Raw genomic sequence first — 23,888 nt, 5'->3', positions numbered from 1 at the left:
TCTTTATCTTTTTAGTCTATGAAAACTAAGTCTTATGAAACTCAAAATTTAAAGATAGCTATTATCGGATTAGGTTATGTAGGGCTTCCTTTAGCTGTGGAATTTGGCAAATACTTCGATACAACAGGATATGACATTAATAAAAATAGAATAAATGAATTAAAGATTGGAATTGACATAACAGGGGAAATATCTGGGGATGAATTATTAAAAAGTAGAATTAAGTTCAGTTACGATGAAGCAGATTTAAAATCAAATAATATCTTTATAATTACAGTTCCAACTCCTGTTAATAATTTTAAAAATCCTGATTTTTCTTTTGTAGAAAAAGCTTGCAAACTTATTGCTAAGTATATAGTAAAAGGTAATATTGTAATTTTCGAATCTACAGTTTATCCTGGAGCTACGAGAGAAATTTGCATACCTATTTTAGAAAAATTTTCTCAATTGAAATTGAATATTGATTTTGGAGTAGGTTATTCTCCCGAAAGAATAAATCCTGGAGATAGATCTCATACAATCAAAGATATTGTTAAATTAACTAGTGGCAGTGACGAAAAAACCCTTGAACTTGTAGATTACTTATATAAAAGTATTATTAAAGCTGGAACTTTTCAAGTTACTTCCATAGAAGTTGCTGAAGCAGCAAAGGTTATAGAGAATACTCAAAGAGATCTAAATATTGCATTAATGAATGAACTTTCTACGATTTTTAACAAACTTAAAATATCAACCAAAGAAATTCTTGAGGCAGCTAATACAAAATGGAATTTTCTTAACTTTGAACCTGGTTTGGTTGGTGGTCATTGCATTGGTGTAGACCCATATTATTTAACTTACAAAGCCAATCAAATAGGAATGAAACCAAATCTTATTTTAGCAGGAAGAAATATCAACGATAAGATGCCGCAGCTGGTTGTAAATAATTTCTTAAAATTAGCAGTAAAAAGAAATTTGTTCAAATTCTCAAAAAAAGTATTATTGATGGGTATAACTTTTAAAGAAAACTGTCCTGACATAAGAAATTCAAAATCAATAGAAGTTCTAGAAATGTTAATTACATATGGATTAGATATAGATATTTATGATCCGGTAGCAAACTGTTCAAAAATATCTGGTTATAAAATTCTCAAGGAATTGAATAGTGATTTAGAACACAAATATGCAGGAATTTTTGTAACTGTAAAACATGAAATATTTAAATCATTAAGAATTAAATTTCTTAGAAAACTTTGCGTTCCAAATTCAATTATATTTGATCTCAAAAGTATTTATTCATTCAAGGATGTTGATTTAACATTATAAAAATATGGGAAAAATTATATTTGTTACTGGATCTGCTGGATTTATAGGCTTCCATCTAAGTAAACTTTTAATCGATGAGGGGAATATAGTAATAGGAATAGACTCCATAACTAATTATTATGATGTAGAACTTAAATTATCAAGACTAAGAATTTTAAGACAAAACAAAAACTTTGTTGAAGAAAAATTAGATATTAAAAATCATCATTTATTAGAAGATATATTTAAAAATTATAAACCGCAATATGTAATTCATTTAGCAGCACAAGCTGGAGTTAGATATTCCATTGAGAATCCAAGGTCATATCTAGATTCTAATATCGTTGGAACTTTTAATATTTTAGAGTTGATCAAAAAATACAATGTATCTCATACTTTAATTGCATCCACATCTTCTGTTTATGGATCAAATACAGAAATGCCCTTTGAGGAAAAACAAAAAACAGAAACACAAATGTCTTTTTATGCTGCCACAAAGAAATCCTGCGAAATAATGTCACACTCTTTTTCTCATATTCATAACTTACCAATAACTAATTTTAGATTTTTTACAGTTTATGGTCCATGGGGCAGGCCCGATATGGCCCTATTCAAATTTGTAAAAGCAATAAAAGAAAATAAGCCTATTGATGTCTATAACAATGGCTTAATGAAGAGGGATTTTACTTATATTTCTGACTTAGTTAAATCGATTTCATTATTAATAAAATGTATTCCAGAAAGGGGGGTCAAAAAAACAAAATCAGATTCTTTGTCACCAATAGCTCCTTGGCGTGTTGTCAATATAGGAAATTCTAGTAGTCAAAACTTAAGTGACTTTATTTCAGAAATTGAGAAAAATTTAAACTGCAAAGCTACTAAAAATTTAATGCCTATGCAACAAGGAGATGTAAAAGAAACCTTTGCAGACTGCAACCTTCTTTATGAATTAACAGGTTTTAAACCTAATACATCTATAAAAGAAGGCATTAAGGAATTTTGTGATTGGTATTCAAATTACTACAAAAATATTTAAATAGCTTATTCTCAAACAAAAACTTTTAAAAATAATTTAAAAAAAAAAATGAAAAATAAAATATTATTAATCTCAAATTCTTTTTGGTATTTTTATAATTTCAGATATGATTTAATTCAAACTCTGCTAAAAAATAATTACGAGATTTATTTAGTAGCTCCATATGATAAATATATAAATAAATTCAAAAATAAAGGAATTAATTGTATCAATTGGTATGTAAAATCTCATTCAACAAATCCATTAAAAGAGCTATTTACATTAGTCCAATTAGTTAAGATAATTAAAAGCATTGATGCAAAGATAGTTGCAAACTTTACAATAAAAGCTTCTCTTTATGGAACTATTGCTTGTAGATTTTTAAAATTTAAAAATATACATAATTTTTTTACTGGTAGAGGGCATATTCATATTAATAAAGATATTTTCAACAAGTTTTTAGTAAAAATTACTAACTTTTTTTATTATATTTCTTTAAAAGAGACAAATATTAAATGTATCTTTCAAAATGAACAAGATATGGAATATTACATTAGAAAAAAAATTATAAATTCCAAGAATATATATCTAATTCAAGGTTCTGGAATTGATACAGATTATTTTAAAAATAAAAGAGAAAAAGAAAAAAGTAATAAAAAATATAAAACAAGACTCTTATTTGCATCTAGGCTTACTAAAGAAAAAGGTGTAGAAGAACTTATTGATGCTTTTGATATTTTGTCGAAAAAGAAAATAAATTTTGAATTATTATTAGCTGGCATAATAGATAAAAATAATAAAAGTTGCATAAGTGATGAGTACATTCGAAAGATTAGCAAAGCAAAAAATTTAAATTATTTAGGGCATGTTGATAATATAAAGTCATTATTGGATTCTATCGATATCCTTGTTCTCCCCTCTTGGCGAGAAGGTTTTTCAAGGATATTGCTAGAAGCTGGATCTATGGAAACTGGATTAATAAGCTACGATGTTCCTGGTTGTAATAAAATTATCCAACATCTTAAAACAGGATTATTAGTAAAGCCCCATGATATAAAATCATTATCTCTTTCTATAGAAAAAATGATAAATAATGATGAACTAAGATTAAAATTAGGTAAGAATGCAAGAACATATATTATTAAAAATTATAATTGTAAAAAAATTAATAATTTAATCATTGAAATGTTTTCAAAATGTAAGTAATTAAGTAATTTATTAAAATTAATAATTAATTCAAAATAATTATCAAATATTTATTTGTTTTCTTTCAGATTTTTTAAATACAAAGAAATTTATTAATATCGATATAAAAATTAGAAATAAATATGGAATAAATGGCGGCCACAAATCTGATCTCATTAACTTGAAAAACCATACTTGCAAAGGCACTAACATAAGAAAGTTTATTTTGGAGAGACAAACATATCTAAAAACAATCATAAAGAAAATTGGCAAGAAAAATAATGCTGCAAATCCAAATGAGATATAAAAATCCAGAAATACGCTAAACCCTAATCCTTTAAATTTATTTATAATAGTAGATGCGCTATATGACTCAGTTGCAATTTTTCCATTAGTTTTGGGATTTTGAATATTATTAAATAGAAATCTTTCAATTTGAATAGGCATAAATATTCTTTTTGGATCATAATTAGGCCGAAAATTATCAGATAAATAAATATTTTCTAATATGAGTTTATGAGATAATTCACCTGATAATTTTAAAATTGGATTACCAAATTTTGAACTCCATTCTTTAATTGCAGAAAAATCAGAAACATTATCTTTATAAATAACTTGAGATATTATTTTTGAAGTAAAAAAAACTGATATAAAAAAAGAGATCAATAAAACTAATGAGATTAATAATTTTTTTGTTTTTAAAGTATTTATCATCCTCAGTAAAAGAGCAAAAAAACATATCAAAAAGGGCTCTCTTTCAAAAGTAATTAAAGATGTAAATAATACAGTTAAGGAAGAAAGTAGAATTAAAAATTTATTACGACAAGTTAAAATTATCCATGAATGAAATGCTAATGATAAATAAATAAAGTTAATTATAAATATATTATATGAAATTTCTTTAGCCATCAATCTATCTCCAGCATTACTTAAGTAATAAAAATTTATTAATAATAATGGAGTTGAACATAAAATCCATTTAAAAAATGAATTTTTTGCGATTGGTAAAAATATTTGTTTTGGTAAATATTTATTCAGAAAAAATCTAAAAATAAAGAAAACCGTCAAGTTAGCAGAAACGGTCAATATTGAATAAATTTCTTTTGCATTTTGATTAAGTCTAAGAAGATTAGTGTCAACACCATATTTATAACCAGATGCAAAAAATATAATATATCCAAATATATATATTAAAATAGTAAAGCTACTAACTCCAATAATAGAATCTCTGCTAATTGTAAAAAACTTATCGTAAATTTTTGATGCTTTCAAAACCTATTAAAACTTATTATTAACTATACATTATTTGCGATTTGCTTGTTTGTAATATAATTATTAGAAAATAAAATCCAGATAATTTCAAATATAACTAAGGATGCAACAATTAATGAATTATTCACATTAATAAAATTATTAGTTATATAAAAAACTAAAAATATAATAATTTTTGATGATAAAAGTAATGTTCTGCGTTTAAAAATAAGATTAGATTTTCCTACTTTATAATTTAGTGTCCAAAGAAAAGTTTTGTTATTTGTAGATGCAAAATTAAGAAAAATTAATACGGCAAGCAGGATACTTACATCTACTTTTAATGAGTCTGGGAAAAAAGGATATAAAAATATTGCAGAAATCAAAGTTAATAAGTAATTAAAAGAAAGCAATGGGAAAAGCCATTTCTTTTTAATTTTTCTATCTATCTCTAAAAAATTTAATTTCATAATTATAGGTGTCAAAATATTAGATGATTTTGCTACCTTTATTAAAGGTTGCAGTAACCCAAAAAATGTTGGTCCAAGTAATAAACCAATAATTATTAAAAAAGAAGAACTTTCTGCCCTTTTAATAGTTGGAGCCAAAATATATCTTAATTCAGGAAATTCAAATAAGATTTTATTAGATGAATTATTTTTAATAGCGAGTAAATAAATATTGAAAATCATCAAAAAGCATTTTAAAAATAAAACAAACGAAAAAATTAACCAAATGAATTTGAAAAATGGAAAATAGGAAAGGATAAAAATAGAAATTAAGTTAGGAATTATCGCATAAATAGATAAATTCAATATTATGTCTTGTTGATATTTAAGCTCACTATTTTTTGTATCTAAAATTCTATTTTTCCCAGTAGTTAAATCAACTATCCAATAACCTAAGCATAAAATCGAAAATTGATTAAAGAATGTCAAAGACACAAAATTTCTGGATAATAAAAAATATAATGAAATTAAAATTTGAAAAATAAATAGTATATTTGAAGTAGTAAAAGATTTATTTAATAATTCTGAGTAACTTAATTTTCCTGACAGATATAGGTAACTACCTTCAAATTGTGCAGCCTGATAGAAAATCCCAAAAATAGATATAAATATAGCTGCTAATCCTAATTCTCTTGGATAAATAATTGAACAAAGAGATGCAGTTATAAATTGAATTAATACAGTAAAGGAATTAACCAAATATACTGTTTTTTTTAAATTAAAAAATTTCTTTATCTTATAAAAACTTCTCATTGAAAATTTTTAATTAATATATTAATATTTACTTCTATCTATTATAATAATATAGTGTGATTTTTATTAGGTCGTATAATATTTTACTCATAAAAAATTTACAGGTTTCTCTAGGATGATAAGAGTTTTAAGAGTTGGAGAAATGCCTTCAAAAAAGTTTCCTGGTAGAGGTTTGGCTTGTTATGTATTATCAAAGAATAAAAAATTGAAAACAACATTATTTACTCCATATCAATGTTTCAATGATTCCTTAATTCCTTTAAAATTTAAAAATTTAACTTTACGTAAATACCTTTTATTGAAAAATAGAAATGCTCAAAAACTTAGTAATTCAGCTAAAAAAATTAAAACATTTTTAAACTTATTTGTTTATTTTTTTGCAAATATACAGATTTTAATAAGAGAAGTTTTTAATACCTATGATGTCGTACATATTCATAACCCTGCTTATTCCCCTCTTTTTATATTTGCAAAATTTAGAGGAAGTATTTGCTCTTATACCTCACATGGATATGATTCATTTACAGTGTCTAATTCTTTTCTCTTAAGAATCTTTTTGCAAAAAGTAGATATTATATTTTGTATGGCAGAATCACAAGTAAACCAATTCAAAAAAATTTTTCCAAAAAAGAAAATCATTTTTGCTTCAAATGGAGTTGATTTCGAATTATTTAATAATGAAAAAAAATATCAAGAAAGAAAAAAAAATATAATTTGCATTGGATCTTTAACCTGGAAAAAGGATTACGCAACAATAATTAAATCTTTTTTTGAAATCTCAAAAAAAATTAAAAATTGGAAATTAATAATCATCGGAATTGGTCCTGAATTAAGAAATTTAAAAAATTTAATTACTCTATATAATCTCGAATCAAAGGTTATACTTAGAGGTAATCTATCTAGAAAGGATGTTGCAACTGAACTTAGGGAATCAAGAATTTACCTTATAAATTCAATTACAGAAGGTTTACCTAAATCTTTAATTGAGGCCATGGCAAGTGGATGTGCATGTATTTCAAGTGATGTTGGCGAGTGTAAAAATGTTTTAAAAAAATGCGGAATAATAATACAGCATAAAAATGTGATGGAAACTACGAATGCCCTTTTAAAACTGATCAATGATGATAAAATTTCTGAAATATATTCTGAGAAATCAAAAAAAATAGCTAAAAACTATTCTTGGGAAAACTATTCAAATATTCAAATAAATGCCTATAAAGAGTTACTTAATCTAAAGAAATGAAATTTAAAGAATTTAGTAAAAATACCAAAAGATCCAACAAAAAAATAAACGATAAACTACATTTTTTTTCATCAAAAAGTTCTGTTTTGGTAAGCTATTACCTCTACAAAATTAAATTAACACCAAACCAAGTAACATTCTTGTTTGGTCTAATGGGAGTATTAGCTGCAAACTTTTTTATTCATAATCAATTTTTAATGGGTTATGTATTCTGGAGAATGCATATCATAATAGATATGGCCGATGGAAATATTGCAAGAGCTACACAAAATTTCAACCAACTTGCTAAAAGTATTGATAAAATAATTCATTTACTAGTAAACACTCTTATATTTGGCGCTTTAATAATATTACCCAGTGGACAAAGTGGAGTTATCTACCTGATTTTAACTTCTATTTTACTTATACCCTTTTATTTGATATATATGCTTTTTAATAAAATAACCTCTTTAGATAGTGAACTTTCTTACGACTATAAAAAAGTTAAAAAGAATCAGTTTACTTTCATACTTTTAAGAAATTTATTTACTCAAGAAGGGCTTATAATGACTACTGCAATTTTAGGAATAGTAAGGAAGAATAGTTTTTTCGGAGATGATGTAAATAACTCTTTACTTTTTATTGTAATGATCTCATATATTTTGTTTTTTAATATTGGATGTATCCTTAAATTAAGGATTCTTCAGAAAAGAACTTACCAAAAATAATATGTGTGGATTTTTTATTGTCCTAAACTTAAAAAACCACTCAGATAATAAGCAGATAGATTACGATTTCGCAAAAAAATGTTCTGGTCAAATTGCTTATAGAGGTCCAGACCAAACTAATGAATACATATCGGATAATGGTAGTTTTTTTTCACACCACAGACTATCTATAATTGACCTATCAAATAGAAGCTCCCAGCCTCACTTAAGTAAAAATAAACAAAATATAATTTGTTTTAACGGGGAGATATATAACTATAAAGAATTAAGATCAGATTTACTTACTGAAGATATTTCTGGTGATACTGAATTGATTTCAGAAGTATTTTCTAGAAAATCAGATCCATTAGATTTGTTAGAAAAATTTGATGGTATGTTTGCCTTTTGCTCTTATGACTTATCAAGTAAAAATTATTATTTGGTAAGAGATCCTGTTGGTATAAAACCACTTTATTATCGCTTCTTTCAAGATCAATTAATTGCATCTTCCGAAGCATATCCAATAGCAATGTGGTGTCACGAAAAGATAGATCCAATTTCAGAAGAAGAGATTCGTATTTTTAGAAGACCAACTCCAGGTTTTTCTTTTTTCGAAGGTGTTAAGGAATTATTACCTGGTAATTTTTTAACTGGAACATATAATTCAAAGCCAAAAAGATGGAAAAACTCCTTTTTTAAGAATTCATATAATAATTTTTCATATCAAAAAATCAAAAAAATTATTAAAAATTCCATTGAACTAAATACAGTTAGTGATGTCCCAATTAGTGGCTTTCAGAGTGGTGGTATTGATAGTACCATAGTTACAAAATACGCTAAGCCATCACATTTGTATTCTGTAGGATTTAAACATGATAATGAGTTTTTTACTGCAAAAAAAGTTGCAGACTTATCTCAAATAAAGATTACCTGTTTAGAAATTATTGCTAATTCTTACAATGAACTTGCATTAGAGTATATAAACAAAAAAAAAGAACCAATTTCGGTTCCAAATGAAGTTTTAATTTATGCTTTATGCAAGAAGCTTGGAGATAAAAGAAAAGTCTTTCTAACAGGAGAAGGGGCTGACGAAATTTTTTTTGGTTATGACAAGATATTTAGATGGGCATATAAATATGGGGAAATATCTTCAGAGAAAATTTTTATTAATATATTCCTCGAAAAATATGCTTATAGCAATTCAAAAAATATACCCCAAAGATTCCTAGAATATATATCTAATATCCTGAAAGATAACAACTTAGCCTTGGATTTTATAGAGGACTTTTTCTTAAATTTTCATCTTCCAGGATTATTAATGAGAGTTGATAAATCTTCAATGGCAGCTGGGAAAGAAGCAAGGGTACCATTTTGCTCAAAATTATTAATAGACTTTATGTATAGACAACCATATAAAAGAAGGATAAGCAAAAATTATTCTAAAATTCCATTAAGAAAAATACTTAAGGATTCAGAATATTCTTTTGTTAACCAAATACCAAAAATTGGGTTTAGGACATTACTACCGAATATGAATAAAAAGGATATGTATATATATATAAATGATTTATACTATAAAAATAAAAATCTCTAATGATTATAGGTTACACTGCTGGAGTTTTTGATCTGTTCCATGTTGGGCACGTTAATATGCTGAAAACAGCTCGAGGCTTGTGTGACAAATTAATCGTAGCTGTAACATCAGATGAGTTAGTAGCTTACAAAAACAAAAAACCAGTAATTTGTTTTGAAGACAGAAAAGCTGTGGTTGAATCTTGTAAATATGTCGATATAGTAATTGGCCAATATGATTTAGATAAATATAAAGCTTATTTAAAAATAAAATTTGATTTACTTTTCGTTGGAGATGATTGGTATGGAAAGGATCAATGGAGAGATTTAGAAGAGAAAATAAGTCCTGCAAAAATTATTTTCATACCCTATACAAGATCTGTAAGTTCTACAAAAATAAATTCGATTTTAGAAGAAAATAGATTTGATTAATAAATAAAAAAATGAAGAAAATTATTTTATACGAGCTTAATGAAATATCACCCAGATTATTGGAATACTATATAAGAATAAATCCAAAATCAAATTTAGCAAGAATAGTAAAAAAGAACGGCTATTTCAAAACTCATACAACTGATAATGGAGAATTACATCCATGGAGTACTTGGCCGACAGTACATCGAGGAGTAAATAATCAAAAACATAATATTCGTTTCATTAATCAGGATCTAAATAATGCAAAAGATTTTCCACCCATATGGGAAATACTAGAAAAAAATAATATTAGTATTGGTGTATTTGGTTCACTTCAATCTTTCCCGCCATTAAATACTAAAAAAACTAGTTTTTATATCCCAGATACATTTGCCCCTAGCCATGAATGTCACCCAAAATATTTAGAGGCTTATCAACAATTTAATTTATCTATGACAAGTAGAAATAAGGGTTTGACGAGAGGATATACATTGGATTCAATTTTTAAATTCCTTAAGTTAATAAAAAATATAAAATTATCATTTTTTTCTTTGAGAAAAATTATCCAACAAGTTTTTTTAGAATTTTTATTTAAAAGATACAAAACCAGAAGGAGTCTTCTTCAACCAATAATAGGATTTGATATTTTTTTAAGGATTTTAAAAAATAAATCTCCCCATTTTGCAACTTTTTTTACTAATCATGTAGCTGGAATGCAACACAAGTATTGGGGGCATTTATTTCCTGGAGAAACAGTAATTGGTTTAGAAGATTTTGATATTTTTCATTTTAATTCCATTATTTATTCTTTAAATATTGCAGAAAATCAATTAAAAAAATTACAAGAATTTTCAGAAAAAAATAATTATGCGATATTAATTTTAAGTAGTATGGGTCAAGATTCAATAAAAAGAAAAAAATATATTCCAGAACTTTATCTTGAGAATTTAAATGATCTAACAAAAAATTTAGGCCTTAATCCCAAAAAATATATATTAATGCCAGCTATGCAACCAGATATTTCTATCAAATGTGCTGATAAAGAAAGTCTAGAAAAGTTACTTTTAAATGTTAAATTTATTATCGATTCAAGAGGGTTGAAGTTATTAAGAAAAGTTTATGATCCTATAGGTCTTACGCTTAATTTATCTCTAGAAAGATCAAAAGAAGTAGCAAAATCAAAAAAATTATCATTCAAGGGTAAGGTTTTTCAATTAAAACAATTTGGCTTTTCATTAATTGAACGACACCCAGGCACCGGTTATCATATTCCTGAGGGAATAATAGTTGTAGATGATGAAGATTTGAATAATAAAATTAGGAAAAAATATGGTAATAAATTAGATACTAGAGATATAGCACCTATTATTCTAGAACATTTCAAAATCAAAACTCCAGAATATATGGCTTATCATTAATTTTTAAAATATTAAATATTTAGAAATTACTAAAAGAATTTAAAAAGTCATATCAAACTAATAATTTATTATTTTTAATAATTTATAATGATTAAAATTAAAAACTAAATCGCTTTGAATAAAAAATTATTTGAATTATTTTATGTTTTCAAACAAAATCTAAAATTACAAAAACTACAGGTAAATATCAATAAAGTTTTTAATAAATTCATTTCTTTACCTAATTTTATTCAAAATAAAAAAAATATTGAATGGATAAAAAATGAATACATAAGTATTGAAGAATACGCAAAAAAAATAGATGAAGTAATATGGTCCGAAACTTTGGCATATTTCAATAATTTTGAAAAAAAGAGTAAAGAAATTATGCGCAGAATAGATTTTAAATTAGGTGGTGGCGGAGCCTACCATCTTTTATATTTCTTGACGAGAAAATATTCACTATCAAACATAATAGAAACTGGAGTAGCTAGTGGATTCACCTCTGCAGCAATCTTGGAAGCTCTACGTAAAAACAAAAATGGATTATTGTTTAGCAGTGACTATCCTTATCCAAAAATACCCAATTGTGAAAAATATATTGGTATTTTAGTAAATGAAGAATTAAGAAAAAATTGGTTACTTCATATAGAAGGCGATGAGTTTAACCTTAACAAGATTCCTATAAATTGGGTTGGGAAAGTTGATCTATTTCATTACGACTCTTCTAAGTGGTTTAGAGATAAAAAAAGAACTCTGAAAATAATCTCAAAATATTTATCCAAAAATGCATTTATTGTTTTTGATGATATTCAAGACGATTTATTTTTTTATTATTTAGTAAATAAAACAAAATACTCTTATTTTCAAATATTGAAATTCAAAAATAAATATTTAGGGATAATTAAACTCTAAAAATATATAGAATAGAATGATATAATTTAATATAAAGTTTATTTTATTTAGCTTTTAAAATATAGATGAAACTCTTTTTCCTATCTAAAAAACTAGTTTCATTAAGCCTTGTTATTTTTGCTTTTTTACCTTTTAATTCCCAAGTAATTTCTGAACAACAAGAAAAAGAAATTTCTGATATTTTAAAAAAAGAATTTGAACTAAGGAGTAAAAATAATTCTGATTCATATATTGTTGGTCCCGGGGATGGCTTTTCTATTGACATAGATAATATTCCAGAATTTTGCGGTAATTATTTTGTAAAAAAAGATGGGACCATAAACTTACCAAGAATTAAAGATCTTTATGTTGAAGGTTTAACGATAAATGAATTAAATCTTTTTTTAACAAATAAGTATAAGGATTTTCTTTTAGATCCGATTATTGATACTAAGATAATTAGATATCGCGGTGTAGATGTATATGTTGGAGGAGAGATAGCAAGACCTGGGTTTTATACATTAACAGGTCTAACAGATAATGCTTCCTTTACCCAATGTGAAGAAAGATATACCTTAAAAAGTAATAATCAAATCCCAAAAATTAGACGTTCTCAACAGAGATCTAATAATAAAGAATACGGGACTTATATAGGTTTTAAGCCTACTGTATTTGATGCCATAAGGGAAGCTGGAGGCATAACACCTTTTTCTAACATCTCGGATATTGAAATTAGTAGAAAAAATTCTATAAGTGATGGAGGAGGTAGAAAAAAAACGACTATTAGTCTTGTTGAATTAATTACAAATGGGGATCAATCTCAAAATATTCAACTACTAGATGGTGACACAGTATTTATATCAAAAACAAATTTAAAAATTAAAGACCAATTACTGCAAACTGGGCTAGATAATTTAAACCCAGAATTCATTACAGTTTTCGTTTCAGGGAGGATAAACCTACCTGGTGCAACAAAAGTACCTACTGGAGCTTCTTTGAACCAAGCTATTAGCATAGCGGGCGGAACAAAAATCCTAAAAGGTAATATTGAATTTTTAAGATTTCAAAATAATGGTGAAATTGATAGACGTGTATTATCTTATAATCCTAAAAATGATATAGGTTCAATAAAAAATCCAATTTTGATGAACGGAGACATCATAAGAATAAAAAATTCTCCATTAACTACAACATTAGATGTAACGACTGAAATTACAAGACCAATTCCTGGCATATATGCACTTATCAGATTATTTAAAGATTAAATCTTATGAAAAATTCATCACAAAATAATTACCCTATAAATGATTTCGAAAATGAATCAAAGCTAAATTTTTCAGAATTCTTCAAAACCGCAATAAGGAAAAAAAAATTAGTTAGAAATGTAACTGCATTTACTTTCTTAACTTCCACTGCTTTTGCTTTTCTAATTAAACCTACATGGGAAGGATCTTTTCAAATTGTTTTAAAAGATACCGCTAATGAATCTACTTCATCATTAGGTGCTGCGATAATTAATTCTCAACCTGGAATAAGAAGATTATTGGGATCACAAATAGAAAATAAGCTTGAAACAGAAGTAAAGATTTTAGAAAGTACATCAATATTAAAACCTATATTTGAATTTGTAAAAGAAATAGAAGCGGAATCAGGAGGAAATATTTCTGATTTATTATATGAAGATTGGAAAGAAGATTATTTGAAAGTTGAATTAGAGACAAATACCTCTGTATTAAATATTAAATACCAAAGTAAAAATAAAATGACAGTAATACCTGTTCTGGAGAAACTTTCCAATAAATATCAAGAATATTCAAAGAGGGATAGAATTAGAGGTATTGACAAAGGATTACTATATCTTGATAACCAAATAAATTTTTACACCCAAAAAAGTAGTAATTCACAAGAACTTTTTGATGCCTTTGCTTTAGAACATAATATTTTTCCAATAGATTCATTCAATTTTGAAAGTCAAAAAGATATTGGATTATCATCATCTTCGATGCTCCCAGGTTTTAGATCAACACCCTTATCTTCTTCACCCCTTGGTGTTAACTCATCACCATTAATATCATCTAAGGAACTTAGACTTCCATCAGCACCATTAATTAAGACAAATCTCGAAAAACAAAGAATCTTAGCATCTAAAATGATAGAAGATGCTGAATATAAGATTCAAGAAATTGATAGATTATTTAATTCTGAATCCGAAAAAAATATCTCCGAAAAACTTTACTACATTACTAGTACAATTCCAGAACTAAATATGCAAGATCTTCCCTATAAGTTAGTAACCATGGAAACTGAGTTAATGAATTTAAGAAAAAAATTCAAAGAAAAGGATATTGCTATTCAAAAGGCAATAAAGAGAAGAGACTTTACTACTCAAATATTAAAAGATCAAGCAAAGGCCTTTCTAAAAGCAAAAATTTCAGAATCAAAAGCAATTATAGAAAAAAGCAAAAGGCCTGAGGGGATTATTACTAAATACAAGGAACTTTATAGAAGAGCAATTCGAGATTTATCCACTCTATCAAGATTAGAAGTTCAAAAAACTGCTTTGGGACTTGAGCAGGCAAGAAATGAAGACCCATGGGAGCTTATTTCTACCCCTTCTTTATTAAAAAATCCTGTACATCCACAAAAATTAAGCTTTATTATTTCAGGATTACTTGCTGGGTTAGTTATCGGATGTTTAGGTGCTTATTATAAAGAGAAAATTTCTGGAATAATCTACAATAGAGATACATTAATTGATTTAATACCATATCCACTTTTAAGAATTTTTTCATTAAGAAATAAAAATTCTTGGCAAGATTTTGTTGATCTGTTAATTGAAAATAAAATGTTTTCCGAAAAAAATTATCAATGCGCAATAATACCAACATCAAAAAATTATATAAATGATGAATCAGAAAAGTTACTAAATATTTTTAAAAAAAGTGCCTCGTCGAAAGACCTTAAATTAATTGTTTCATGTGATCCAAAAGAATACAAAAAAGCAAATATCCAATTTTTGCTTGCTCAAACCAATTTATCAACCAAATTTGATTTGGATGAATTAAATGAGTCTTTAAATATTCAAAATTTAAATGTTAAAGGATTAATCATTCTAGATGTTACTTAATTTTACTTCTAGAAATTATTTTGAATAAGTTAAACTAACTTTCAATAGAAAATCTTTTATCAAAGAAATAAGAAAAAAATGGAAATTTTGGTTCTTTATATTTTTGTCTTTGAGTGATTTTTTTATTTACTGACCATTCTGATGATGGATTTAATTGAAACATAATTAATTTTGCAGACCTTCTTAAATAAGGGTTATCTGCCTTATGAAGGCAAACATTTGGAAGGAATATAAGTTTATCCTGAGATTTCCCAATTAACTTTATTCTTTTTCTAAATAACTTTAGACCTTTACCATAAGATCTTGAAATATTTTTATCAAATAAACTTAAAGGTCCATCCTTTTCCTCTATTTTATGAATAGGCACCATTACTTTCAACATATTTTTTGTATAAGGCTTATCAAAATGAAAGTTATTGCCATACCAATTCCTTCTATAATCATTTCTTGAAATATGTAAATTTTGATAGGAGGTAATAAAGTCAATTGAATATTTAAAACCTGTTTGCAGGGTTAAGTATTCTCTAAAATTTTTACTAAATACAATTTCTACAATTTCATTTAAAGTTGTATCACTAAAAATGAATAATCTTTGATATTTTTTTTTGATTATATATCTATATTTTTTAATTTTCTTTTCAAATAAAGAGTTATTCTCGAAATAACAATCATACCCATTTTTTAATAAATTGCTTTTGGGAACATTTTTCTTTAAAAAAAAATCCTCAATAAATGTAAAAACTATTGAAAATCCATTACATAATAATTTGTACATTTATCTATATTTTTTTAATATCTTTTGAAGCTCTCGAGATTATATCGAATTCATTTATATTTGAATACATATTAATAGCACCAAAGTTTGAAGGAATAGTTGAATCTCTAGTATCCACAAATACTATCGGGTGCAACCCAAAAAACAAAAATAGTGGTGCTAAAAAAATTGAAAAGTAGTAATTTCTCGTCATTACATTAAGTTGAATAAATCAACGTAAGCATAATTTTTTTCTAATTATACTGATAATTTTGAAATAAATTAGTAATGGAGCCAAGCGGATTTGAACCGCTGACCCCCTGCATGCCATGCAGGTGCTCTACCAGCTGAGCTATGGCCCCAAAGCACGAAATGTTATTCATATCAGTCCTTTTAACAAAACTTTTGTAACTTTCGTAATTCCCATAGTACTTCATAGCGTTTAATTATTTTAAATTTGAACTTTTAATATTAATTAAGTTTTATTTTTTTATATACGTATTCAGCCATATCAAATTGTATTTGATTATCGACATCGATAGATTCTATTTCGTTTAAGAAATATGGATAAAATTTGTTCCCTAAAATCGATTTAGTATTAATCATTTGCCCTCTTGAGATTATGTTAACAGCAAAATTTAGGCAATAATATTTTTCTAAATCTTGTGATCTTGGATGATTTTTAGGATCATAATTTATCGCTTTATTTTTAAACCATATATATTTCATAAGATGCTCAACAGTAGCTAAAGAACTATAAGAATTATCAAGTTCTTTATATTTAGAAATACAAGAATTTAAAGTACTTATTTCTAATAGAGGGCTTGTAACGTGTAAATAAACTATATGATCACATTGAACTGATTCAGCTAAATGTTTATATACATTTTTCATTGGGACAGAGTCCGAACAAAACTTAGCTGGCCTTTTTATAGTCTTTACTTTCATTTCATTTGCTAAGCTGATCATCTCATCAGAATCTGAACTAACTACTATTTCGTCAATTCCTTTAGCTTTCATAGCATGCTCAATTTTTATTTGTAATAATGATGAATCAGCAAATTTTTTTATATTTTTTCTTGGAACCCTTTTTGATCCATCTCTCACTGCAATAATTGCCGTATATTTGCCTTCCTTCAAAATTGCCCTCCATTAACATCTATAGTGGCACCGCTAATATAAGAAGCAGCATCAGAGCAAAGAAATAAGATGGGCAACGCCTGTTCCTCCGTTTCTGCTATTCGATTAATTGGAATAGAATTTAATAATTTATTTAATTGAGATTTGTTCATAGAATCAACTAACATTTCTGTTTTTGTTTGACTTGGACATAAACAATTAACCAAGATATTATATTTAGAAACTTCATTTGATAGCTGTTTTGTTAAGCCAATAACTCCATACTTACTGGATGTGTAGTGCACTCCACTTACAACACTTTTACTTCTTCCAGCAATTGAAGAAACGTTAACAATACGTCCACCATTTTTTTTCTTCATAATTTGAATCGCACTTTTACAAATCATATAAAAAGATTTCAAATTTATATTTAATACCCTGTCCCACTCTTCACTATTAATATTCTCAATTTTCTCGCAAAGATTAGTTCCTGCAACATTTATGCAAAAATCTAAATCATTAATTTGTTTAAAAAGACTCTTTATATCATCACCTTTAGAAATATCACATTTAATATTTTTAACACCATCTAAAAGACACTTTGATCGAGATGCATTATAGACATTTGCTCCACAATTAATAAATTGTCTACAAACTTCTTTCCCGATCCCTCTACTTCCTCCAACAACTAATACATTCTTAGATTTAAAATTAAAAATAATATTTCTGTTATTCATCTTCGTAAATATGATTAACATCAGGTGCAGTAATTGCGTATCTTACACCAACTTGGTTACCGGTACACTTTATTAAATGCCATGTACCTTTTGGGACAACAACTATGTCTCCTTTTTTAACTTTAGTTGTACCAATACCTTCTATCCACCACTCCCATTCTCCCTCCATTATTACCCAATTTTCATCAGCATCTGGATGATAATGCTTCCTATTACCTTCCCCAGGTTGCTGCTGAATTACAACTCCACCAAATCTACTATTATAAGCAATTCTAACCGCCCAAGATCCTAATCCATGTATCTTTCTAAGTTTTTTTAGACTTACAGATTCATTTTCATATTTATGAAAAATAGATAATTTGTCTTCATCCAACCCATCATCTTTTAGAACGTTTTTAACATCTGAATCACTTATACTCATTATTTATAAAAATAGCATTCAATACTGAATTACTATAGCAGAAGTTAATTAAATTAATTAGATCAAAATCATCATTAAAAAGCAAACAGTAAAAACTTAATTTCTTTCTTATTCCAAAATTTGATAATTCTAAAACTTAAAATTACGTAATTAAAAAACAAGCCTTAAATATTTAAAAACTTTTATCATTTTTATTTAGACAAGCTTTGTAAACTCTCTCGTCAAAATCTATAGAATCTATATAACTATGATAAATATTTTTTGGATCCTTTTGATTGATTACTTTGTTTATATTTTCCAGCTTTTTTCTCAAAATACTGAAATTTGATATAAATCTAAAATTATCGTCGATTACTCTGTAAGGACTCTGACCTAATGGAGAGTATAAATATATATTAGGATGATAACTATATAACTCAGTAACTACGGTACTTGCATAGCTAACAACAAAAGAGTATTTAAGAGAAGTTGAATATACATTTAATTTTGAATCCAATTCTTTGAATGAGGAATCCATTAGGTAATTATTTTCATAATTTAATTTATAGTTTCTATGGTGGAGATAATAGAATTGCCAATCAGGAAAAATCTCAGATAATTTTATTAAATCGTCTAAAAATTTCTTATAAATAGTATTATGATGACTGCCATAATATAGACCTTTTGGATGGTGTGTATTTCCAAAAAGAACTAGAAATGTATTATCTAAAGGTTTATAAAGCAAAGATCTATAATCTTTATTAATATAATTATCCAATAATCGACTTCCAACAATAATTTCCTTTCTTTCTCCAGTTACTTGAGGTAATGCAATTGAAGTTTTTAGGTTCATAGATAGCACTTTATCAGCTTGAAAGAAAATCATCATTGGCTCTTTACTTGCTGCATGAACCTGCAAAGCATTAACATTAATTTTCTTGTTTATAAATTTTATGCCAATATATTTTGAATAAGTAAGAGTATAAGCAGCGCCATCTAGACTTGAGTTAATCTTATGTCCACTAATAAAGACACCTATCATAAAATCATTTAGAAATTTCTTAAAAGTTATTACGTCAACAATAATATTTTCTCTGCTCTTAGAATTAGATATATATGAAATTAAGAGAGTTATGAAATTGCAAATTATAAAAAAACATAATTTATAAGGTAATCTTTTTAAAAATATTTTATTAAATTTATTATCAAGAACTACAGTTAAAACGCCTTTATAATTAATAAATCTTTTCCAGCGATTTAATAAAGAACTATTTAGACTTAGAATTACTTTTTTGTTCGAAAGATAATTAATAAAAAAGTAAAATAAAAACAAAAATAGAAAATGGATTGGGGAAATTAAATAAAAAAGATAAAAGACATAAAAAATATTTTTAATTAAAAAATTTGATTTTTTATTTATATCTGTTGTATTTCTTATTAATTCAAGATATTGAGTGAATTTTGTATTTAGTTTTTGCAAATTAATTTGATATCCATCAGAAATTAACAATAAAAATCTTAGACTTGTGAACTTATTGTTCATTTAGTTTTGAGATAGATTCTTTAAAAGCTTAAGTCTTTTTTATTAATATTTCAAATTGATCACATATCTCTAACAGATAAAAGTGATTTTTATGAATAATTAGTATTTTTAATCAGCTAATCTCGTAAGCAAACAATTAATAAAAGAAGATATAAATATAAATTAATTCTCGGATTATTTATATTCTTAGATTAGTCTCAAGCATGAGTAATATTTATCAATAATTTCTAAAATATAGCTTTTAAAAAAAATTTGAAAACAGAATAATTATAATCGATAGTTAATGTTTACAGAAAAATAATCCATAAAAATTCCTTAATATCAATTAGCCCTATCTTTTTCTTAATAAATACTTATATGATATTTTTAGATTTTTTAATTTATAAAAACAGTATTTGAATAACGAGCACAATACCTTTTAAAGGTTTTTTTAATTATTAAATTATTTGTTTTTATTTTAAAGCTTTTCTGTACTAAAATTAAAGCTATACCTTTTAAGTTTTAAAAATGAAATATAAAGGGATAATTTTGGCTGGAGGAAAAGGTACAAGATTATCTCCATTGACAAATTCGATTAGTAAGCAAATATTACCTATTTATGATAAGCCAATGATATATTATTCCTTATCAATACTTATGTTGGCTGGAATAAAAGATATTCTTATATTATGTTCACAAAGAGATCATAATCTATTTGAAGATCTTCTAGGAAATGGTAAATCCCTTGGGATAAATATCAATTATCTTATTCAAGAAAAACCTGCAGGAATTGTTCAATCATTCATTATTGGCGAGGAATATATTAAAGGTTATTCATCAGTTGTAATTTTGGGAGATAATTTTTTTCATGGGCAGAATTTTATAAGGCAAATTAAAAAATCTATGGAGGAAAATATCGGAGCAACAATAACGGTATATCCTGTTAGTGATCCCCATAATTATGGTATTGTTGAATTTAATGAAAATTATGAAATTAAATCAATTGAAGAAAAACCAATATCTTTTAAAAGTCAATACGCAATAACAGGATTATATTTTTATGACCAAACAGTAGTTGAAAAGGCAAAAAAAGTTCGTCCCTCAATAAGAGGAGAACTAGAAATTACCGATTTGAACAAACTTTATCTAAAAGAAAATAAGTTAAGGGCAAAAATATTTAGTAGAGGTTTGGCATGGCTAGATACAGGCTCTTTTGAGTCTCTTCATGATGCAGGTAGTTATGTTAGAACTTTGGAAAATCGTCAAGGTTTAAAAGTTGGCTGTCCTGAGGAAATAGCTTGGAGAAATGGTTGGATAGATGATAAACAATTATATTCTTTAGCTCAATATTTAATAAAAAGTAGTTATGGAAAGTACTTGTTGAGATTGCTTGATATGAAAAAGGATTTTAATTAATAATGTTTTAATATGAAAGTCTTAATTGCAGGAGGTTCTGGATTTATTGGTAGGAATCTGATAGAAAAATTACTAATTCATACAGACTATAAAATAGTTAATATTGATAAAAATGGTTATGCAAGTGCTGAAATTATAATTGATAATAATCTAAAAGATAGATATAAATTTATAAATTATAATCTTTCTGATAGTAGTAAAATACAAGAAATAATATTTCAAATTAATCCAGATTTAATTATTAATTTGGCAGCTGATACTCATGTTGATCGTTCAATTGATGATCCAGGCCTTTTTGTGGAAAATAATATTTCAGCGACTTTAAATTTACTTGAATCAGCTAGAAAACTTTATTTTAAAATGGATAAAGATCGACAAAATAAATTTATTTTTTATCATGCGGGTACTGATGAGATATATGGTTCGGCAAAGGAAAATAGTTATTTTAATGAACAATCAAAAATTAATCCTAGATCACCATATTCAGCTTCAAAGGCTTCTACTGATTTTCTTGTAAAGAGTTGGTTTCATACTTATAAATTACCCGTAATAATAGGTAATTGTTCGAACAATTTTGGTCCTGGACAATTTCCAGAAAAATTAATCCCACTTGTAATATTCAAAGTTATAAATAATTTTAAAATCCCTATTTATGGTGATGGAGAATTTATTAGAGATTGGATTTATGTTCATGATCACGTAGAAGCAATCTTAAAGATTATTGAGTTAGGTAAATTTGGCGAATCCTATTGTATAGGGGCAAATAATTTAATATCAAATAATGCGATTGTTAAGCTACTATGTGAAATTTTAGATAAAAAACTAAACAAAAAATCATCTTCAAAGAACCTTATATATTATGTTACAGATCGTCCAGGCCATGATAAACGTTATGCACTGGATACTAAAAAGATCAAAAAAGAAATTAATTGGGAACCAAAATATTCTTTTGAATCCGCTTTAAAAATTACTGTAGATTGGTATCTAAATAATCAAAAATGGGTTGAAAAACAATTATTTAAAAGTGATTATAATTGCGAAAGGTTAGGATTAAAAAATTTCTTTTAGTTGTTAATAATTAAATATCATTTGAAATTTATACCAGTTTTTGAATAATTTTAATAGAGCTATCAATTATCTTGTTTTGAAATTTATCTAAATCAACCCACATAGGTAATCTTACTATTCTTTTACTTATAGAATCTGTAACTTTTAAATCATCTTGTGTTTTGCCCACTTTCTTTCCAAAGGGAGAGCTATGAAGAGGAATATAGTGTGACGTGCATATTATATTTTTTTTGTACATATCTTTTATAAATTTATTCCTTAAGATTTCGTCTTTTAATAATATATAAAATAAATGAGCATTGTAACCTTGATTACTGCTAACGGTTTGCACCTTAATTAAACCTTCTTTTTCGATATAAGAAAAACTCTCTTTATAATTTTTCCATACTTTTAAACGTTTTGAAGTTATAAATTTTGATCCCTCCAGCTGAGCCCATAAATATGCTGCATTAATATCACTTGGAAGATAAGATGAACCAATATCCAACCAAGTATATAAATTGCTTTGTTTTTTTAAGTATTGACTTCTATTAGTACCTTTTTCTCTAATTATTTCTGCCCTATCAAACAGGTTTGGATTATTAATAACTAAAGCTCCTCCTTCTCCGCAAGAAATATTTTTAGTCTGATGAAAGCTAAATGCACTTAAATCTCCAGTACTTCCTAAATGTTTTCCATTATGAAAACTCATTATGCATTGTGCGGCATCTTCTATGATGAATAAACTATATTTATTTGCGATTTCTTTGATTTTTTCCATTTTACAACTGTTTCCTGCATAATGAACTGGAACTATAGCCCTCGTTTTTTTTGTTATTGCTTTCTCAATATTTTCAACATTTATGTTTAAATCGTTTTCATAAACATCAATAAAAACTGGAATTGCTCCTCTTAGAACAAAAGCATTTGCGGTTGAAACAAAAGTGTAAGAGGGCATGATAACTTCATCGCCGGGTTTAATATTAATTAATATTGCGGCCATTTCCAGTGCTGCAGTACATGAAGTTGTTAATAACACTTTATGCGCTCCAGTTAAAGTTTCTAACCATTTACTACATTTATTGGTGTAGTTCCCATCCCCAGCAGTTTGAGTATTTAGAGCTTTTTCAATATATAACTTCTCTTTTCCGGTAAGATATATTTTATTAAATGGAATCATTTTAGTTTATATATTCGAGAAATTATTTTGGAGATAAATTTTGATTGATATATTTTTGAAAAATCATCCTTTTTAATATATAGATTTATTTGTTTATTAGCCTATCTATATTAACTATATCTCAATTCAAAATTTGTCATAGTTATAGATAAGAAAAAAAAATTAAATTACTTATGCATTGGATTAATATAATTTAAATGTAGATTTTTATTTTTGTCATACTTTTATAATCTAGATTAGCCTTTTTTAATCGAAAAATAAAAAAGGTTAAGTTCGTACTATTATTAATATAATTCCATTATAAAATGCTTTGCAAAGATATAAAAAATAAAAATATAAGAGAATATCAAATATTTTTTTCACCTATTCTTTTTAGGATATTT

The 23,888-nt window shown here is 26.1% G+C and carries 21 protein-coding genes and 1 tRNA gene; 13 read left to right on the top strand and 9 right to left on the bottom strand.

Translation table 11 applies throughout. The annotated features are described in order from the left end of the window. Nucleotides 1-18 precede the first annotated feature (18 nt). Genes JJ842_07930 through JJ842_07920 form a run of 3 tightly spaced genes read left to right on the top strand, consistent with a single transcriptional unit; the run spans nt 19 to nt 3,505 of the window. A complete protein-coding gene (locus JJ842_07930) occupies nt 19-1,305 on the top strand; it encodes a nucleotide sugar dehydrogenase (protein MBO6971838.1) in 1,287 nt (428 codons plus the stop codon). A 4-nt stretch (nt 1,306-1,309) separates the two neighbouring features. Further along, nucleotides 1,310-2,320, top strand: coding sequence for a GDP-mannose 4,6-dehydratase (locus JJ842_07925; protein MBO6971837.1), 1,011 nt, complete (start codon nt 1,310-1,312; stop codon nt 2,318-2,320). Nucleotides 2,321-2,368: 48 nt separating this feature from the next. Continuing rightward, nucleotides 2,369-3,505 (top strand): glycosyltransferase family 4 protein, encoded by a 1,137-nt coding sequence (locus JJ842_07920; GenBank protein MBO6971836.1) that lies wholly within the window; start codon nt 2,369-2,371, stop codon nt 3,503-3,505. 42 nt (nt 3,506-3,547) lie between these two features. Here JJ842_07920 and JJ842_07915 read toward each other — a convergent pair whose 3' ends face one another. Then, complete coding sequence (locus tag JJ842_07915) at nt 3,548-4,756, bottom strand: hypothetical protein (protein ID MBO6971835.1); 1,209 nt, start codon at nt 4,754-4,756, stop codon at nt 3,548-3,550. 23 nt (nt 4,757-4,779) lie between these two features. Beyond that, a complete protein-coding gene (locus tag JJ842_07910) occupies nt 4,780-5,943 on the bottom strand; it encodes a hypothetical protein (GenBank protein MBO6971834.1) in 1,164 nt (387 codons plus the stop codon). A gap of 169 nt (nt 5,944-6,112) precedes the next feature. Between JJ842_07910 and JJ842_07905 the strand changes: the two genes are divergently transcribed. The 8 genes from JJ842_07905 (at nt 6,113) to JJ842_07870 (ending at nt 15,330) form a co-directional block, all read left to right on the top strand. After that, on the top strand, nt 6,113-7,240 hold the full coding sequence (locus JJ842_07905; GenBank protein ID MBO6971833.1) for a glycosyltransferase family 4 protein: 1,128 nt from the start codon (nt 6,113-6,115) through the stop codon (nt 7,238-7,240). After that, entirely contained in the window at nt 7,237-7,947 is a 711-nt protein-coding gene (locus JJ842_07900; GenBank protein MBO6971832.1) for a CDP-alcohol phosphatidyltransferase family protein, read from the top strand. The genes JJ842_07905 and JJ842_07900 overlap by 4 nt, the downstream gene beginning before the upstream one ends. 1 nt (nt 7,948) lies before the next feature. Beyond that, the gene (locus JJ842_07895; protein ID MBO6971831.1) at nt 7,949-9,520 is read left to right on the top strand and encodes a hypothetical protein; all 1,572 of its coding nucleotides are present in this window, start codon (nt 7,949-7,951) and stop codon (nt 9,518-9,520) included. Then, nucleotides 9,520-9,930 carry an adenylyltransferase/cytidyltransferase family protein gene (locus JJ842_07890; protein MBO6971830.1) on the top strand — a complete coding sequence of 137 codons (411 nt, stop codon included), beginning with the start codon at nt 9,520-9,522 and terminating at the stop codon, nt 9,928-9,930. The genes JJ842_07895 and JJ842_07890 overlap by 1 nt, the downstream gene beginning before the upstream one ends. Before the next feature lie 11 nt (nt 9,931-9,941). Beyond that, complete coding sequence (locus JJ842_07885) at nt 9,942-11,330, top strand: hypothetical protein (protein ID MBO6971829.1); 1,389 nt, start codon at nt 9,942-9,944, stop codon at nt 11,328-11,330. Between the two features lie 114 nt (nt 11,331-11,444). Further along, entirely contained in the window at nt 11,445-12,224 is a 780-nt protein-coding gene (locus tag JJ842_07880; protein MBO6971828.1) for a class I SAM-dependent methyltransferase, read from the top strand. Between the two features lie 65 nt (nt 12,225-12,289). Further along, a complete protein-coding gene (locus JJ842_07875; protein MBO6971827.1) occupies nt 12,290-13,468 on the top strand; it encodes a polysaccharide biosynthesis/export family protein in 1,179 nt (392 codons plus the stop codon). Between the two features lie 5 nt (nt 13,469-13,473). Further along, a complete protein-coding gene (locus tag JJ842_07870; GenBank protein MBO6971826.1) occupies nt 13,474-15,330 on the top strand; it encodes a hypothetical protein in 1,857 nt (618 codons plus the stop codon). 34 nt (nt 15,331-15,364) lie between these two features. Here JJ842_07870 and JJ842_07865 read toward each other — a convergent pair whose 3' ends face one another. From JJ842_07865 to JJ842_07840, 6 genes are all read right to left on the bottom strand, one after another. Continuing rightward, nucleotides 15,365-16,105 carry a hypothetical protein gene (locus JJ842_07865; protein MBO6971825.1) on the bottom strand — a complete coding sequence of 247 codons (741 nt, stop codon included), beginning with the start codon at nt 16,103-16,105 and terminating at the stop codon, nt 15,365-15,367. A gap of 268 nt (nt 16,106-16,373) precedes the next feature. Beyond that, a tRNA-Ala gene (locus JJ842_07860) sits at nt 16,374-16,446 on the bottom strand. 109 nt (nt 16,447-16,555) lie between these two features. Continuing rightward, nucleotides 16,556-17,224 carry an acylneuraminate cytidylyltransferase family protein gene (locus JJ842_07855; GenBank protein MBO6971824.1) on the bottom strand — a complete coding sequence of 223 codons (669 nt, stop codon included), beginning with the start codon at nt 17,222-17,224 and terminating at the stop codon, nt 16,556-16,558. Then, complete coding sequence (locus JJ842_07850) at nt 17,221-17,940, bottom strand: SDR family oxidoreductase (GenBank protein ID MBO6971823.1); 720 nt, start codon at nt 17,938-17,940, stop codon at nt 17,221-17,223. Before JJ842_07850 ends, JJ842_07855 begins: the two co-directional genes overlap by 4 nt. After that, on the bottom strand, nt 17,933-18,361 hold the full coding sequence (locus JJ842_07845; GenBank protein ID MBO6971822.1) for a cupin domain-containing protein: 429 nt from the start codon (nt 18,359-18,361) through the stop codon (nt 17,933-17,935). Before JJ842_07845 ends, JJ842_07850 begins: the two co-directional genes overlap by 8 nt. A 172-nt stretch (nt 18,362-18,533) precedes the next feature. Beyond that, nucleotides 18,534-19,883: a hypothetical protein gene (locus JJ842_07840; protein ID MBO6971821.1), complete on the bottom strand. Its 1,350-nt coding sequence runs from the start codon at nt 19,881-19,883 to the stop codon at nt 18,534-18,536. 507 nt (nt 19,884-20,390) lie between these two features. Here JJ842_07840 and rfbA point away from each other — a divergent pair. Further along, the gene (gene rfbA, locus JJ842_07835) at nt 20,391-21,278 is read left to right on the top strand and encodes a glucose-1-phosphate thymidylyltransferase RfbA (GenBank protein MBO6971820.1); all 888 of its coding nucleotides are present in this window, start codon (nt 20,391-20,393) and stop codon (nt 21,276-21,278) included. Between the two features lie 12 nt (nt 21,279-21,290). After that, nucleotides 21,291-22,346 carry a dTDP-glucose 4,6-dehydratase gene (gene rfbB, locus JJ842_07830; protein MBO6971819.1) on the top strand — a complete coding sequence of 352 codons (1,056 nt, stop codon included), beginning with the start codon at nt 21,291-21,293 and terminating at the stop codon, nt 22,344-22,346. Nucleotides 22,347-22,374: 28 nt separating this feature from the next. Here rfbB and rffA read toward each other — a convergent pair whose 3' ends face one another. Then, entirely contained in the window at nt 22,375-23,505 is a 1,131-nt protein-coding gene (gene rffA / locus JJ842_07825) for a dTDP-4-amino-4,6-dideoxygalactose transaminase (GenBank protein MBO6971818.1), read from the bottom strand. Nucleotides 23,506-23,888 lie beyond the last annotated feature (383 nt).

Source organism: Prochlorococcus marinus CUG1433, assembly GCA_017644425.1.
In the GTDB taxonomy this organism is placed as follows: domain Bacteria; phylum Cyanobacteriota; class Cyanobacteriia; order PCC-6307; family Cyanobiaceae; genus Prochlorococcus_A; species Prochlorococcus_A marinus_U.
This window is presented reverse-complemented; position numbering and strand designations above follow the sequence as displayed.

What these genes read in the sequence shown, in the direction of transcription:
- JJ842_07930 (MBO6971838.1), top strand. Translation starts at nt 19, where the DNA reads ATGAAAACTAAGTCTTATGAAACTCAAAATTTAAAGATAGCTATTATC.
- JJ842_07925 (MBO6971837.1), top strand. Translation starts at nt 1,310, where the DNA reads ATGGGAAAAATTATATTTGTTACTGGATCTGCTGGATTTATAGGCTTC.
- JJ842_07920 (MBO6971836.1), top strand. Translation starts at nt 2,369, where the DNA reads ATGAAAAATAAAATATTATTAATCTCAAATTCTTTTTGGTATTTTTAT.
- JJ842_07905 (MBO6971833.1), top strand. Translation starts at nt 6,113, where the DNA reads ATGATAAGAGTTTTAAGAGTTGGAGAAATGCCTTCAAAAAAGTTTCCT.
- JJ842_07900 (MBO6971832.1), top strand. Translation starts at nt 7,237, where the DNA reads ATGAAATTTAAAGAATTTAGTAAAAATACCAAAAGATCCAACAAAAAA.
- JJ842_07895 (MBO6971831.1), top strand. Translation starts at nt 7,949, where the DNA reads ATGTGTGGATTTTTTATTGTCCTAAACTTAAAAAACCACTCAGATAAT.
- JJ842_07890 (MBO6971830.1), top strand. Translation starts at nt 9,520, where the DNA reads ATGATTATAGGTTACACTGCTGGAGTTTTTGATCTGTTCCATGTTGGG.
- JJ842_07885 (MBO6971829.1), top strand. Translation starts at nt 9,942, where the DNA reads ATGAAGAAAATTATTTTATACGAGCTTAATGAAATATCACCCAGATTA.
- JJ842_07875 (MBO6971827.1), top strand. Translation starts at nt 12,290, where the DNA reads ATGAAACTCTTTTTCCTATCTAAAAAACTAGTTTCATTAAGCCTTGTT.
- JJ842_07870 (MBO6971826.1), top strand. Translation starts at nt 13,474, where the DNA reads ATGAAAAATTCATCACAAAATAATTACCCTATAAATGATTTCGAAAAT.
- JJ842_07865 (MBO6971825.1), bottom strand. Translation starts at nt 16,105, where the DNA reads ATGTACAAATTATTATGTAATGGATTTTCAATAGTTTTTACATTTATT.
- JJ842_07850 (MBO6971823.1), bottom strand. Translation starts at nt 17,940, where the DNA reads ATGAATAACAGAAATATTATTTTTAATTTTAAATCTAAGAATGTATTA.
- JJ842_07845 (MBO6971822.1), bottom strand. Translation starts at nt 18,361, where the DNA reads ATGAGTATAAGTGATTCAGATGTTAAAAACGTTCTAAAAGATGATGGG.
- JJ842_07840 (MBO6971821.1), bottom strand. Translation starts at nt 19,883, where the DNA reads ATGAACAATAAGTTCACAAGTCTAAGATTTTTATTGTTAATTTCTGAT.
- rfbA (MBO6971820.1), top strand. Translation starts at nt 20,391, where the DNA reads ATGAAATATAAAGGGATAATTTTGGCTGGAGGAAAAGGTACAAGATTA.
- rfbB (MBO6971819.1), top strand. Translation starts at nt 21,291, where the DNA reads ATGAAAGTCTTAATTGCAGGAGGTTCTGGATTTATTGGTAGGAATCTG.
- rffA (MBO6971818.1), bottom strand. Translation starts at nt 23,505, where the DNA reads ATGATTCCATTTAATAAAATATATCTTACCGGAAAAGAGAAGTTATAT.